Raw genomic sequence first — 15,274 nt, 5'->3', positions numbered from 1 at the left:
CCGGGGCGGTTCAGACATCGACGCTCGGAGTTCTCTTGGCCGTGACCTGCTCCGGACTTTTTCGGACCGTTTGAAACTTGTGAGTATGGCTTCCAGAGAGAGATGAGGAAGTCATGCGCAAGAGTCGATTCACAGAAGAACAGACGGTCAAGATCCTGCGGGAGGCTGATCGCTCACCGGTGGCGGAAGTGTCGAAGAAGCACGGGGTCAGCGAGCAGACGATCTACACGTGGCGTGAACGTTTTGGGGTGATGAACGCAGACGAGGCCAAACGTCTGCGCCAGTTGGAGACCGAGAACGCGCGACTGAAGAAGATGCTGGCCGAGCGCGATCTGGAGATCGACGTGATGAAGGAGATCGCCGCAAAAAATGGTGAGCACCTGTGCACGTCAGGCCCAGGTGCTTCATGCGATCAAGCGCGGTGTATTCCAGCGCCGGGCCTGTGTGCTGCTGAGTGTTTCACGCTCGGCCTTGGGCTGCGTTTCACATCTGGACGAGCGCAATCAGCCATTGCTCGGCAAGAGGCGGCAACTGGCTGCGTAATACTCTCGATACGGTTACCGGCGTATCCGCATCTTTCTTCCTCGTGCCGGACATCACCTGATGTGTCGGCCGCGTCTGGCGATTGTGTAACAAGGTGAACCTGCAAGTGCCCCGCAAACGCCCGCGTCGTCGAGTCGCCAATCAGCGCGGTCAGGTACAGCGAACATCCCATCTGGGCTTACGACTTCGTGTTCGATACCTGCGCGAATGGACAGCAACTCAAATGTCTGACGGTGATCCACGAGCACACCCGGGAAGCGCTGGCGGATCGACGTGGCGGGCAGCATCCGCTCTGAGCGCGTGATCGAAGTGTGGAGCAGGCTGGTCAGCGAACGGGGGGCGCCCAAGGCATTGCGCTCCGATAGCGGGCCGTAGTTCGTATCGACACGGCTGCAGCGATCAGGGCCTACAGATGGCGCTCACAGCCGGGAACGCCTTGGCATAAAGGCACCGATGAGAGTTTCAATGGCAAGTTCTCCGACGAATGCCTGTCCATGGAATACTTCGGCAACCGCATGGAGGCGCGCGTCGTCATTGAGCAGTGGCGGCGTCATTACAACGAAGAGCGACCACATTCGGCGCTGGCCTACCTGACCCCGGCGCAGTTCGTTCGGAACCTGCCAGGCGACAACCACAAAGCCAATTTTCTAAAGTAATTCGTGGCCCGAAGAAACTGGGCAGATCAGCCGCACATGAGGAATTGGAAAAATAGCGAGTGGCCAAGGCATATCTCTACCGAAAAACCAGCCCCCTAGCAACTATCGGGGCTTTTTCACCAATTTACTAACCGAAAATCACGCAAAGACAAAAAAAGGGCCCAAATTGGGCCCAAATCGTGTGCAACGAGGAGGAAACACACGAGAGTGACTAACCACGTCGAAAATACAGATGTTGATTGGCAAGGGAGGTCGAAATGTCAAAATCACAATCGAACGCGCCAACTCCAGATTGAATCCTACCAAGATACACTACAACGGGAGGGGGAGCAAGAAAACCAAACAGCCAACGCAACAACCCAAACAATCAAACTTAAAAATCGCAGGGAATTACGCCTAAAGCCTTGCGCGCGAAACACCTTCTCAACAACAGAAAAAGAATGGCGCCAAGATAACACCGGGCCACTGGCCTCCCACAGCGCGTTCTCCTAACCGCTCCAAACGAAACCACGGAAACCGACTACAAAGACCATCCAGTTTTTCACAAAAACTTTAATACAATGCAACGATCCCGCAGAAAAGCAACGCCGAAAAGCGAATTATCGCGCAAATCGTCAGTTTAACTTACCCTCATCAAACAATTAGTTGTGCGCGCACGCTAAGGCGTCGCTATTGGGGGCAGCACATCGCGCGCCTCCACCGCACGAGAGCGAGTCCTAACAGGCAACCACAACACCATCGTTCAAATAAACCACAGACTATCCGCCCTCCGTAACCCTCCCACTTCTTAATACCTTAACGGTGTCGGAAGGAAGCTCGCCGAAAAGGTTTTTGTAATACCCTGAAAACCGCGCCAAATGCCAAAATCCGCGCTTCTCTGCAATATCCGAAATTCTAAAATCAAGCCCCCTCTTACAGTACTGTACGAAATCACATCTAACGGCATTCAGGCGAACATATCGTGAGAAGAGCAACGGCCCCATTCCGAGATTCTGAAAAACATTCTTTCTAAGCGTTCTTGGCGAGATCCTAAGTTTATCGCAAATATCAACGAGCGACAGATCCTCATATTCACTCGAAAGAAGAAGCTCCCGCACGTCCTTTAACATCCACGCTGTAGATCGAACCCTTCCATCCTTCAGCGAGGCACCAAGAGCCAACTCGAGTTCTGCAAGCAGCTCAAAAATCAAAAAGTCGTTTAGGTCGGCCATCCAAAGAGAACTTCGAGCACCCGACTTCTCCACGGCATCAAGGGCTCTGCAGTACATTCCCGAAAAATGAAACAGCTTGCTGTAGAGGCCACTGGCGGAACATAACGCCTTCGTGCCTTCTGACCCACGCCTGCAATCAAACATTAAGTCTGAGAGAAAATCAAATCGAGAATCGTTGAGATCGAAAGTCACGGTGAACATATTCAGCGGACCATTCGTATATATTTCATACGAAGAGCCCCCACGAATCAATGCCACCCCATCGGCCTCAAGCGGCTTGCCACATACCACGCCACCGCCGTTCGAATCAAGAAAAGCCGTCAATCCAAACTTATTGTCTGACAGCGTCCCGCTTGTATAGACTGACTGACTCCCAACCTCCAAAACCAAAAATGACGACCCACCCACTGGCAGGCCAGTCACATCCGCGGAGAACGCTCCCTTTGATATTTGCTCATAAGAAAAATCCCACGAGCCGACGTGAATCTCTTCAACCGTCGAACATCTTTGATGAAACATCAGTGGCCCAGCATGAGGATATTCCATGCTCCCCCTTTCATACCGAACAACTCTCGATCAAAGATTCTTTTATGGAAACTCTTAACAAATCATGAAAATCTTACGAACTCTCTTCTTGATCTCCCATACGACCGACTCGCCCTTGACAGTAAAAAACACACTCCCCGCGCTCAGCGCGGTAACGCGTCCACTCATGTCGATGATATTCACCTCTCCTTCAACAATTACGCAGATCTCATCACCCGGGTACGTGTACTTAAAAGTCCCTTCTGTGCACTCCCAAACCCCGGCCTGAAGTGCTCCATTAAATTCTCCGAATAAATGAGTTCCGCTGTGATCCGGCGTACCATCCAAAACCCTGACAAAAGGAAGATCCGCGAGTTTCGGCCAGCGCTGCAATTCCACGGTTTCGGCATTATCAAAGACGATCATAATAGGCACCCCCTTTAAAAAACCAGTAATCGCGCAAGAACAAAGCGCGATTACCGAACAATGCATTCTCTCCTAAAACACAAACAAGCTTAACCGTTCTTCATTTAAAAATTTCGAGAAACGTAAGCACCCAAAAAATCACGGTCAGCATAGGGCTGATCGAAGACCGCCTTGCCCTTCCAGAACTTCGCATAATTTACGCCAGCCTGCCACGAAGCGGGATTCTTCACAAACGTCACGATAAAGTTAGCGGATCTTGCCCCGTCCATGAACTGAGCGGAAATATTGGGCGTCCTTCCGCTTACAGCCTCGTAGTAGTAGATCTCAGGTATTACTTGCCAACCTTCAATCAAGGTGCCATCGTAAACCCAACTAAAATCGAAGTTATATGCCCAAGAAGTTTTGTCACCCACGGCTTGAGGCGCCGCACCTATATCATTCTGATTCCCCCAGCCGTAGGCGCCCGCCCCGATCGGATCACCGTTGTAAAACTTCTTCAATCCCGGATATCTGACCGCCACAGCTTCAACCATAAGCGTAGCCGTACTTGCGCCCAAGAAATTCAATATTGCCGGGTAATCACTTGGCGTAAGGCTTAGCATACCCGTAAGGTGCGCTTGATATTTCCCCTCTTCAACAAAACAGTTTCCGCCGTTCCCTAAACACCCTGTGTTTGGATTAAGTGAAACGAGATCCTTGGGTCTGTAAGACAACTCCGCGCCGATAGCCCAGTCGCCAATCGGAAAATTCGCGCTCACCCCATACAAACGAAGATCTTCTTGATAGACCATCCCGAGCCCCCCAACGCCATTCACGTTGTAGGAAAAATTTGGGGTCTTGTCATGGTATGCGATCGCATAGAACCCAAGATTGAACTGCGTATCAGCAGGCTGCCAGCGAATAGACGCGCCATACTGGCCGCTATTTCGCGGATTTGTCGACGGGTAGCCGTAGTCTTTTGATCCGGGCCCGAACGTCGCCCAGCTATTCCAGTAGCTACCTACAGGAGGGAAGTAGTTCTCTTGCCAACCTGACTGATAATATGCCTCGAGACTAAAACCTTTGCCGAGACCGGTCGCAAAACTAACCATTGGAGCAGGAAGAAACACCTCCTTCAGCTGCGTCCCAGGTTGCGACAGGCGCATGTAGTCCATGGAATTTATCTGATTTATGCCTCCAGGAATGAAGAGCGACTCGCCCCAGCTGATCACCTGGTTTCCAACGCGGACTCGCGCCCGCTCCTCACCAATATTGAAATCCTTACTAACCCAGAAATCCAACAACCTTGCCTTGAATGAAAGCTCGTTATCCGACTTATCGGTCAAAGAAGTAACCCCTGACGGGGAAACAGCTGACGTGTAGCCGGTAGTGTGCGTAGCGGAAAAATCACGCAACCAACTTGCTCGAGCCATGAACTTAATTTCATCCGGAAATCTCAGAAGAAGCTCGTGCGTACCCTTCAGGTAAGTTGTAAATGGTTCGTTCTTGTTATAGTTCAAATTGCCCTGGTCGTTCAGTCCAGAGAAGTATTCAGTGCATCCTGAAGGTGCGCCACGTCCCGTCGGCTGCGGGTTTCCCGTTCCGCTTGAATCCTTGATGACCAGTGAGCACGACTGATTCTCGGCTCGGATGCCAACGCCAAGAGTTACCGTCGAATCAAAACTTCCTTTCACGCTACCAGATTCGAAAGTGAACGCATGACCCGCCACACTCATAGAGGACAGAAGCGCTGCGATTGTTGATCTTGCAATGCAATCGATTTTCATATTTCCTCCCTTATCGTTCGCTTCTGGAGCGCAGGCTTTCGGACGTATAGAAATTGGGCTTCAGACGGTGATCTTTATCATCAGAATGCCACTTGATATCAACCCCAGTTCCGATTGCATGCATGTCAAGAACATATCGCCCATCGGCGAGATTGTACTGCATGAGCACTGGAGAGTGGCACGCCCCCTCAAGCTCGGCCACTGGGATTACGTAGCTCTCGCGTACTTTCCACATCTTTCCTTGACTATCATAATCCTCCGCCATCACGTAATTCCACGAGTCTTCGTCGAGGTAATACGTACGCTTTGGTGCCGCGTGCCGCATTCCTGACTTCACAGTAGCCTCTACGACCCACACCCTCTGAAGCTCATACCGCCGATGAGACGGATTCATATAATCCTTCTTTGCAACATCTTCAAACTTCGCATTGAAGTCATATGCGCCAAAGGAATTGTATGGAATAAACAATTCCTTTTTCCCAACCAGCTTCCACTCAAACCGATCCATCGCCCCCCAGAACATCGTCGGCTCATCCATTGTGTATTGATTCTCAAAACCGATTTGCGGCGAATCATATGAATACGAGGGCATTCTACGAACACGTCTCTGCCCCGGAAAATAATAGAACACCTCACTACCGGGCTGGTTCACACGGGTAGTCATGTTGAGAGCCATGCCGGCCAATGCTGGAGGCGCGTTGTATCCGAAGTTTGCGTAAAATTCTATTGGCGGGAGCTTGCTCAACTGGTTCGCACTTTTAACACCCCATGGCGTGTAACTCACCATATAGGCATCTACCTTAATGAACTCAGACGTACCTTTTCTCGGTGAAACAGTCGTGAAAGTTTTCGGAAACTCAACACCCACGCCCTGATATCGGTACTTTCCGTTGGTCATGACCTCCGCACCGGTCTTCGGAGCCGGGAAGGGAACACCTGGCAGATACGCCTCTGCCAAATACCACCCCTCTGAACTCATCTTTGCGAACGAGGCGTTCTTTTCGGTGTTCTCTTTAACGATACTGGGCGCGTCGCATGTACGTCGAGACGGATAGATTTCCATGCTGTAGCCCTTTATCTGCTTAAAGAGCTCCAACTGACCAGGAGAGAGTTTGTCAGCGTATTTTTCGTAATTGGACGCATCTATTGTTGTAATTTTTTTATCGTCTTTATACTTCCAATAGTCACCCCTAAACTTTCCGTATTGCCAGCCCGGAACAAAAGCCTTTGCCGCCCCCTCCCAAACAGGTATCTCGCCAGACGCATTCCCCGCCTTTACCGCCCCCATTGGCGTCAAGTCACTTGCAGAGACACCTGCCTTGGCGGGTTGTTCGGAATGTGCGACACTTGAAAGGGCCATTACAGCAACCAGAGCACTGAGCTTTTTCATTTTCATCCTCCACCCCTCTAAATCAAGAGCAAAACTAGTTCATCCGACCAACGCCAAACAACTCCGCGACCACTTTCAATTCGCCATTTCGCTCCTCCCAGACGTAGAGCGCGCGAAAACTAAGCACATCACCTTCGTTTTTTGGGAGGCATTTGTACGTTACAAATGTATACGAATAATGACTTGAAACCCCCTTTGCGGAATCCTGATGGATTCTGCATGAACGGACTTCAGCCAAAACCGAATCAATTATCTTGAGCACTTCCGACTTGTTACGCGCAACCGCCGGCAAACCCTCTCCGGCGACAACCGAATCCTCGCGATAGAGAATATTAAAAATACCGACAGAATCGCCTTTTTCGATCAACCTTTCTACTTCCCCATAAACCTTTGCAGTTTTTAAATCAAAATCATCAACGGACGCCTTTGATGACAGTGCTATAAAAAAGACTAAAAAACCAATCAACACCAAGCGAAGAGACACGTTGGTTTACTCCACGTAAAAAAAGTTGTCTCAGCCTAGCCCATCTTGCAGTCGCCAAGTATCCAAAATCGGCATCCACTTTTCCGCCAAGGCGCCTGTCGCTTCGAATCGTCCCGAGCGCCCTGTCAAGGGACACGAAGATTTGCCCCCCCCCTGACGACATCTGGAATTGCCCCCCCCTGGGTTAATCAACTCTCCGACGTGATCGGGATGGGGGCAGCGGCCTTCTGCAGAAGGCCGCTGCGGCGCTTGTCGCGCAGCCGGTAACTGTCGCCCCGGATCGTGATGACCTGGCTGTGATGCAGCAGCCGATCGAGGATGTCGGTGGCGGCGACGGCGTCGCCGAACACCTGCCCCCACTCGCCAACCGGCCGGTTGCTGGTGATCAGCATGCTGGCCCGCTCGTAACGTCGCGACACCAGTTGGAAGAACAGGTGCGCCGCCGCTGGCTTGAGGGGCAGGTACCGGGCTCATCGATGATCAGCAGCTTGGGCTTCGAGAGCTGCAGCAGCTTCTCCTCAAGCCGCCCGTCGGCGTGCGCCTTCGTGAGCCCGGCCATCAGTGCCGCCGCCGAGGTGAAGAGCACCGTATAGCCGCGATCCACCGCTTCGCGCCCCAGCCCGACTGCCCCAACCGAACGATCGTCGTGACCGCCTCGGGCTCCAACATCTCCTGCACTGCGCAAACTACACCGCGTACAGGATTCACCTCGATCTGCTTCGTTTCCGACGATGGCCTCCTTGCGAACGAGGGGGTCAATTCCTCGTGTCGCTAGGGGGGCAATTTACGGTGTCGCCTGACACGCCCTTGTACGCTCGTGAGAAACCCCAAGTGTTGATGTTACTTCCCGCGAGGCTGGAAGGACGCGCGCAGAAGAACCACCCGCTGCGCGCTTTCGTATACGGCGGTGTCGCCAACATGAGTGCGGTGTTCGACCAGCGCTACTCGCATACTAAATTTGCCCTTTCTCTGTTCCCCCGCCTCTTAAGGGAGAAGGAGCCCGAGATGTCGAAGACAAGAGCGCCATAACCTGCGGAGTTTCGCCGACAGATCATCGAACTTGCGCAGGCCGGTCGGTGTCGTGTCGAACTGCCGCGCGAGTTCGGTCCGACCAGCCAGAGGTTCATTAACTGGGTCGCCAGGGCCGCGAGAGACGCTTGCAGACCTCTGCCCGGCGATGACGGGGAAGCAACGCAGAACGTGAGGAGTCGAGTCGGCTGCGAGAAGATCGCCAGCTCAGGATGGCGCTAGACATCTTGGCAACGGCTACGGCCTGGTTCGCCAGAGGGAGCGATGTGGGTTCTCTGAACTCTTCGAACTCGTGGTGGCGAACCACACCGACTTTCAGGTACGCACGATGTGTCGCGTCCTGCGTATCTCTGCCAGTGGCTTTTACGCCTCGAGCACGCGGGCGCCGAGTGCGCGAAGCATGGCCAACGCGGTGCTGACCGAACGCATCCGCGCGATTCACAGCGCATCGGATGCCACCTACGGACAGCCTCGCATTCGCGCCAAACTGCTCGAACAGGGTGAGCGGGTAAGCCACAAGCGCACTGCCCGGCTCATGCGCGCAGCGTGTTTGCGCGGGTGAGCCGCAGGCGCCGCCTTACGTTCACCACACGGCTGGATCCGGATCACAGCCCGGCGCCCGATATGGTCAATCGGCAGTTCGTGGCAGATGGGCCGAACCAACCGTCGTTAGCCGGCATGACCTGCATACCGACTTGGCAGGGGCTCATCTACCTGAAGACCGTCGTCGACGTATGGAGCGGACGCGTGGTGGGTTGGTCGATCGGCGAGCACATGCATGCCGAACCCGTGTTCAGTGCGCTTGATATGGCACTGGGCAGCAGGGAACCCAAGAACCTCATCCATCACGGCGATCAGAGAAGCCAGTACGTGACGCTGGCCTTCGGTAAGCGGTGCTGGGAAATGGGCGTGCCCCCCCCCCGATGGACACGGTTGGCGACGCCTACGACAAGACGATGGCCGGGAGATTCTTTGCCTGTCCGGAGTGCGAAAAGATCGACCGCAGAACCTTACGGACCAAGACCGAAGCGCGTCTGGCAGTCTTCACTTGGATCAAAGACTGGTACAACTCACGCCGGCGACATTCGGCGCCGGGCAACCTTTCGCCCATGAACTACGAGGAGAAACACCGCGGAGTTGAACAGCCTCACGACAAACCAGGGTTACCCACGGGGCCGCAGCCGGCCTAGATGCGGCCGGCTGCGACCGCGTGTGGATAACCCTGCTATTGCGTACGATCACATGGCTTGATTCCCAAGCCACAAACCGTCCACCGAATGGGGGCAACCCCGCTTGCAATGTGACCGGGTCGGGGAATAGTCGGCCGCAAGCCAATAAGGCCGAACAGTATAGGAGGACGCGTCGGGACAGCATCCGCCCCAAAACTACCCTTCAAAGACTGAGTAATTCTCATCGGCAGAGTGACGCCACTGTATCGTCATATCTACTGAACAAAACCTTTCTTAGAAAGATACAGTGGCTGCCCATCGCCCCCGATAAAAACACCCGTGAGCGGCACGCGGCTAGGCCGCGTCTGGATCTCGCAGCCCCGCCCCCCCGACGGAATCCGTAAAGAGACGCCATCCAAAGCCGAAAAAAATGCATCGCCGTTATGGAACTTAACATCCGTGATAGACGCCTTCGTTTGGGTCTCAAGCCTAACCCATTCGGCATGGTCGGCGCTATGCACGTATGCACTTCCCCTTAAACCTGCAACGAAAACATCTCCATTATTATTCACACCGCCCGTCCAAAACGTACCGGAGTAATCAACATGCATCGGCTCCCAGGTAAGCCCCCCATCATCGGAACGAGCGACGAACCCCCTCTCACCGGCAGCATAGATATGCTTCCCATCACCAAAAACCGCGTAGATATTGAGATCAAATTGCTCGCTGCCACCAAAAACCACAGGGGACAATGAATTCCAAGTGGCCCCACCATCCTCAGTTCTCAAGATCAACGACCATAGCCCAACAGCAACCCCAATCTTTGAGTTCAGGAAATATACCCCGAAAAGCGGGCGATCTTGCGTGAGGTCCTGATGTTGAACCTTCCACGTGCGACCGCCATCATCTGTCTTTACAATCGAACTGCCATGCCCCACAGCCCAACCAGTATTCTCGTCAATAAATTGAACAGAGTTCAACATAAGCTGATCATCCAGCGCAACCGAAGCCGTAAATGACGTCCCAAAGTCTCTTGACACTCCAACAAGACCCCTATCACCCACAACAACAACCCTCGAGCCTGATTGGAATGCCGACTGTAAAAACGTCGTTCGCAACCGCTGGTCTGCCCCACTCTCAAGCCCCTTCGCTAAGGGCGATCCAAAAAAAACGACGACCAACAAGAACACAAAGTTTTTCATTTTACACAAGAACCCGTAGCCGAATAATCAAATTAATGGTCAAAAAATCCGGGCGCAAACGGCTTACGCTTCCTAGGAAACAATCTTTCAAGAACGACTGCCAGCGCAGGGAGCGCAGTCATGGACATCACCAAATTAACGAAAAACATGAAAGAAAGGAGTATTCCCATGTCGGCCTGGAATTTCAGGTCAGAAAACGACCAAGTCGCCACGCCGAGAGCAAGTGTCAGCGCGGTAAAAACCGTCGCCATCCCAACTTCGAGCATCGATTTCTCGATAGCTTTCGCAATCGGCTCGCCATTCGCTAGATGCAGCTGCAACCGATTATAGATATAAAACGCATAGTCAACGCCAATGCCAACAGCCAAAACCATTACGGGAAGCGTCGCAACAGTTAACCCTATGTCCCACTCCTTCATAAACCAGTAACCAATAAACGTGCCAACCGTAAGCGGCAGACAACAGGCCAGCACCGCACGGAAATCTCGATAAACAATCAAAACAAGTGTAGCAATGCACAGATACACATAGAGCAACATCGGGGTTTCACTGCGCTCAATCTCTTCATTAATAGCAGCAAGGACACCGGCGTTGCCAGAGGCCAGCATAATCGACACACCATCAAGTCTATTATTCGCCGAAAACTCCTTCACCCGATCAACAACACCGTTTATAGTCACCGCCTTATGGTCCTTAAGAAACACATGTACAGCAGACATACTACAATCTTTTCTTACGTACCCTCGCAACCTTCCAATCTCCGCAGCCAACGTGGCATAATTTGCAGAATCAAGCGGAATCGCATTCATCTTAGGATTGCCTTCGTTGTACCCCTCGTTATAAGACCTTACCAACTCCGAGAGTGACGACACCGACAAAACCCCAGGCGCACCTTTAATAAAATCAACAAACTGATCCTGAAACCTTCCGATATCGGGCCTCTCGCAAGACACTTCAGAAGGCGACTCGAAGATTACCGAAATCCAATCCAGCCCATTGTCATAAGAGGTCGAGATCGCTATTGCATCCTTATTGAAGCGAGCGTCCGACCGCAGCTCCGGCGCCCCTGGCTCAACGCTTCCGACAACGCGATCAGCACTATTTATAACCGCCGTAGCGAATATCGCGGCGGTTATGGTCAACGTGATAAAAGCAACTCGTATATCTGCAACCTTCGCTAGGAGCTTCAACCAATTTGCCCGCTTATTCCGCTTTCCAAGGGCTTCCACAGCGTATGCTTCAGACAATTCCAATCTTGCCGCCAAAATGGGCAACATGAACAAATTTGTTGCAATCTTGAAAACAACACCGATGCATGCCGCGACAGCCAGTTCCTTTACCATAGGTATCGGAATAAGAACCAACGTTAAAAATGTAACAAAGGCCACAATTAGAGCGAGCGCACCAGGCACAAGAAGTCCGGAAAAACTAGATTTTGCCGCATCATTCGCCGACTTACCAGCCGCCACCTCACGTACGATAAAATTTATTTGCTGCACACCATGGGAAACACCGATCGCAAAGACAAGGAAAGGAATCAGCACTGCCAATGGATCTAACCCGTACCCCAAGATCTTAAGCGCACCAAACTGCCAAACCAGAGAAGTCAACGAACAGACAATAGGTAGAATGGTAAGCTTCAAAGAGTGACAATACCAATACACGGCGAGTGCAGTTAGAAGCAAAGCCATCGCACAAAAAATAACGACAGACTTTGCCCCCTCTGCAATTTCCCCGACCTGCTTTGCGAAACCAATTATTTGAATTTCAAAGCTCTTGTCTTCAAACCGCTTTCTTATCTCATTCTCAAGATAGCCATTGTACTCAACATAATCAATCTTATTGCCATCTTTGTCATATTCATTAATCTCCGCAACGATCATTGCACTGGTTTGATCTCTCGCCACCAACGTACCAATAAATCCACCGGCACTGGCGGTCGCCTGAATTTCACGGACTTTCTCTGCCGTGAGATTCTCTATGGTCACCGTGCCAGGAATGATTGGCTCCGCCCTAAACCCCTCTTCTGTAATCTCATTAACAAACGTATTAGGCGTCCAAAGCGACTGAACTCCCAGACGCGACACGTTGGGCAGATTCATCACCGCCTGCGTAACTCGATAAAGGTGTGAAAGACCGTCGATTGTCCATATCTCGCCCTCGCGCGCCTTCACCACAATATTCAAGCGATTAGCGCCGAGAACGTCTGACTCGTACTTCTTGTATGTAGCGATATACTCATGCCCGATAGGCATTTGCTTCTCGAATCCAGCATCCATCTTTAGCTGGATGGCAAACCAGGCCGTAACAACAGTCACGAGAAGAAAAACCAAGAGAATCGGCACAGATCGCCCAAATGCAAATGCTTCGACCCGTTTAATTACTCGAACAAGCCCACCCTCATCAGCGCTCCCTGCACCCGCTTTAATCGCCATTTAGTCCTCGTCACCGTTGTCACAAAGCCACATAAGATAAATTACGCAAATCACTTATTTTTTTCGTTATACAACTTCCACTGAGAATCAACAATGAAGTAGTGAATCGCCCGTGCCTGATCGAGACTTAGAATATCTTTATGCGGCATCATTCCCAATGCTTTGTACAACCCATCAAGAACAATCTTGTAGAAATTTTTGTGAGTTTCAGCATCCATATAACGAAGATCTCGAACGGACGAGCCAACCGGACGCCTTCCGACCGCGACCGAACCATGACAAAGGCCGCAGGCATTCTCTTCGAACAACTCCCGGCCCTTTTCAACTAGCTTCTTGTCCTCAGTTTCAAACGGAGGACGAGGAACAATCTCGTCGCTCTCCACGTCCTTCGGTAGCTCTTTCCGACCATTAAGACTGAATGCGATCAGCCGATCCGGCCCCACCGCGGATTTGCCGGTGCCATAGAGCGGTACCATAAACCTTCCGATTCCTCCTGAGCCGGCCGGTATCAGAACATACTGAACACCGTCTCTCATGTATGTGACTGGGGGAGCCTGAACAGCCGATCCCAAATCAAAAGACCACAGCAACTGACCCTTGTCGGCGGAGAGCGCATTGAGTTTACCGGTTGCGGTACCCTGGAATACCAAGTTCCCCGCTGTTGACAAAACACCTCCGTTCATGGGGAGCTCATGATCAACAGTCCAAGCTGCTTTTCCGCGACGAGGATCCCAGGCTATCAAACGTCCAATTTGAGTAGCGCTTTTCGAGAGATCATCTCGCTCTGCGTTAAGGTCATTCCCGTACCAGTCAAACAACGCCCCACCTAGTTGCGCATCGGGATTCAACCTGTAGGTTGTTGAGAACTCATGTGCGGGAATATAGACCAGCCCAGTTTTGTCGCTATACGACATCGGATGCCAATTGTGCCCCCCCAACAACGACGGTGTGACTCGAGACCGCCCCTCTTTAGTCTTGTGATATCTCGCCGCCGGGTTTTCGATCGGCCGGCCGGACTTGAGATCTATGCGAGAGGCCCATGTCGCATTCACGTATGGATCGGCTTTTAGCAACCGGCCGTTACTTCTATCAATTACATAAAAGAAACCATTTTTCGGGGCCTGCATCAGCACATCTTTTTGCTTGCCGTCAATATTCAGCTCTGCCTGAATTATGTGATTTGCCGAATTAAAGTCCCAAGCGTCGTTAGGAACCGTCTGGTAATGCCACTTGTATCTGCCGGTATTTGCATCAACCGCAACGATAGAATTTAGAAAGAGATTATCGCCCCCACCGGGGCTTCTTACATCGGGGTCATACGGAATGCCGCTATCGGTGCCAAATATCACTTGATTGTATTTCTCGTCATAAACGATGGCATCCCACGGGCTCCCGCCTCCATTTTTAGCATACCCATCCGCCCAGGTCTTGCTCGCCATTTTCATCGTTTCGTTCTCGTGACCTCTTTTGGGATCACCAGGGACCGTCCAGAATCTCCAAACCATCTTTCCTGTTTCAAGATCATACGAGGACAGATACCCTCGTGCCCCATAGTCTGAAATTCCGTTTCCAATAAAAACCTTACCGTTGGCCACGCGTGGAGCCCCCGTTATCGAATACTCCAGCGATGGATCGCAAGTCAGCACATCCCACATCGCCTTTCCGGTGTCTTTTTCAACGGCAATTAGTCGACAGTCCGCTGTTGCAACAATTACCTTGTTACCTTCAACAGCCACCCCCCTATTAACGCGAGCGGCCCATGAATTTGAGAAGCCGTGCTTTGCCTTTACACCCGGATTAAAATGCCAAATCTGACGCCCAGTCTTGCTATCCACAGCATAGACATTCGAGAACGACGTCGTTATGTATATAACTCCGTCGCTAACTATCGGAGTGGCGGCAAGCCCATCTTGCGCTCCCGGAAGATCAAAGAACCAATCCACCCCGAGATTTGTTACGTTTTTCTCGTTTATGGCACTTAGTATGCTATATCTTTTCTCAGCATGCCCCCCCCCGTGCTTACCCCACTCCTCACCCCAAGCACTTGAGCAACTGATTCCCACAAGGCCAATAAAGACGCAGCGAAGTCGATTTACCTTTTTCAATCCGGAGTCCCCTTGTAAATACTTAACCACATTGTTCTTTCCGCTTATCACCCTAACCAACTTTAGTTTAGTTGTGTCTTAATAACCACGTTGCCAGACGGCCTTAATCGCTCGACATCTGAAGCGCTCTTTAAAACGGGCTATTATGAAAGCGACTACCGCGATGCTTACCCGTGCTTCACAACGAGGTTCTTGATGCTTGCCCAGCTATTTTTGGGCTCCTACTGGTTTGCATTTCGAACCGGGCCCAGTTTTTTATCACTACTCAATGCCACCTCGTATCCATAACCGGCATAACTTTCAGAGGTCTCCACAGTTCTGAACCGCCCCGGT

General features: G+C 51.7%; 8 protein-coding genes and 3 pseudogenes. 2 read left to right on the top strand and 9 right to left on the bottom strand.

What is annotated here, in order from left to right; translation table 11 throughout:
* Positions 1–113 precede the first annotated feature (113 nt).
* A pseudogene (locus IV112_RS21230) lies at positions 114–1,199 on the top strand (IS3 family transposase).
* Positions 1,200–1,957: 758 nt separating this feature from the next.
* Here the strand turns inward: IV112_RS21230 and IV112_RS21225 are convergent.
* From IV112_RS21225 to IV112_RS21200, 6 genes and pseudogenes are all read right to left on the bottom strand, one after another.
* Complete coding sequence (locus IV112_RS21225) at positions 1,958–2,956, bottom strand: helix-turn-helix domain-containing protein (protein WP_304007105.1); 999 nt, start codon at positions 2,954–2,956, stop codon at positions 1,958–1,960.
* Positions 2,957–3,010: 54 nt separating this feature from the next.
* On the bottom strand, positions 3,011–3,427 hold the full coding sequence (locus tag IV112_RS21220) for a cupin domain-containing protein (protein ID WP_304007104.1): 417 nt from the start codon (positions 3,425–3,427) through the stop codon (positions 3,011–3,013).
* Positions 3,428–3,465: 38 nt separating this feature from the next.
* Positions 3,466–5,127, bottom strand: coding sequence for a DUF1302 domain-containing protein (locus IV112_RS21215; protein ID WP_296808243.1), 1,662 nt, complete (start codon positions 5,125–5,127; stop codon positions 3,466–3,468).
* Between the two features lie 10 nt (positions 5,128–5,137).
* A complete protein-coding gene (locus IV112_RS21210) occupies positions 5,138–6,517 on the bottom strand; it encodes a DUF1329 domain-containing protein (protein ID WP_304007102.1) in 1,380 nt (459 codons plus the stop codon).
* A 34-nt stretch (positions 6,518–6,551) separates the two neighbouring features.
* Complete coding sequence (locus IV112_RS21205) at positions 6,552–7,001, bottom strand: hypothetical protein (protein ID WP_296808235.1); 450 nt, start codon at positions 6,999–7,001, stop codon at positions 6,552–6,554.
* A 188-nt stretch (positions 7,002–7,189) separates the two neighbouring features.
* Positions 7,190–7,587, bottom strand: a pseudogene (locus IV112_RS21200) (ATP-binding protein).
* A gap of 464 nt (positions 7,588–8,051) precedes the next feature.
* Between IV112_RS21200 and IV112_RS21195 the strand changes: the two are divergent.
* Positions 8,052–9,220, top strand: a pseudogene (locus IV112_RS21195) (IS3 family transposase).
* 254 nt (positions 9,221–9,474) lie between these two features.
* On the opposite strand, the gene IV112_RS21190 reads toward IV112_RS21195, so the two are convergent.
* The 3 genes from IV112_RS21190 to IV112_RS21180 are packed head-to-tail and all read right to left on the bottom strand — an operon-like array spanning position 9,475 to position 14,941.
* Positions 9,475–10,401, bottom strand: coding sequence for a WD40/YVTN/BNR-like repeat-containing protein (locus IV112_RS21190; protein WP_304007100.1), 927 nt, complete (start codon positions 10,399–10,401; stop codon positions 9,475–9,477).
* A 32-nt stretch (positions 10,402–10,433) separates the two neighbouring features.
* Complete coding sequence (locus IV112_RS21185) at positions 10,434–12,836, bottom strand: efflux RND transporter permease subunit (RefSeq protein WP_304007098.1); 2,403 nt, start codon at positions 12,834–12,836, stop codon at positions 10,434–10,436.
* 50 nt (positions 12,837–12,886) lie between these two features.
* A complete protein-coding gene (locus IV112_RS21180; RefSeq protein ID WP_304007096.1) occupies positions 12,887–14,941 on the bottom strand; it encodes a PQQ-dependent dehydrogenase, methanol/ethanol family in 2,055 nt (684 codons plus the stop codon).
* Positions 14,942–15,274: the final 333 nt, after the last annotated feature.

The sequence above is a fragment of the Methyloversatilis discipulorum genome, assembly GCF_018780585.1.
GTDB lineage: Bacteria > Pseudomonadota > Gammaproteobacteria > Burkholderiales > Rhodocyclaceae > Methyloversatilis > Methyloversatilis discipulorum_B.
The sequence above is the reverse complement of the archived record's forward strand: the minus strand, read 5'-3'. Positions and strand labels throughout refer to the sequence as shown.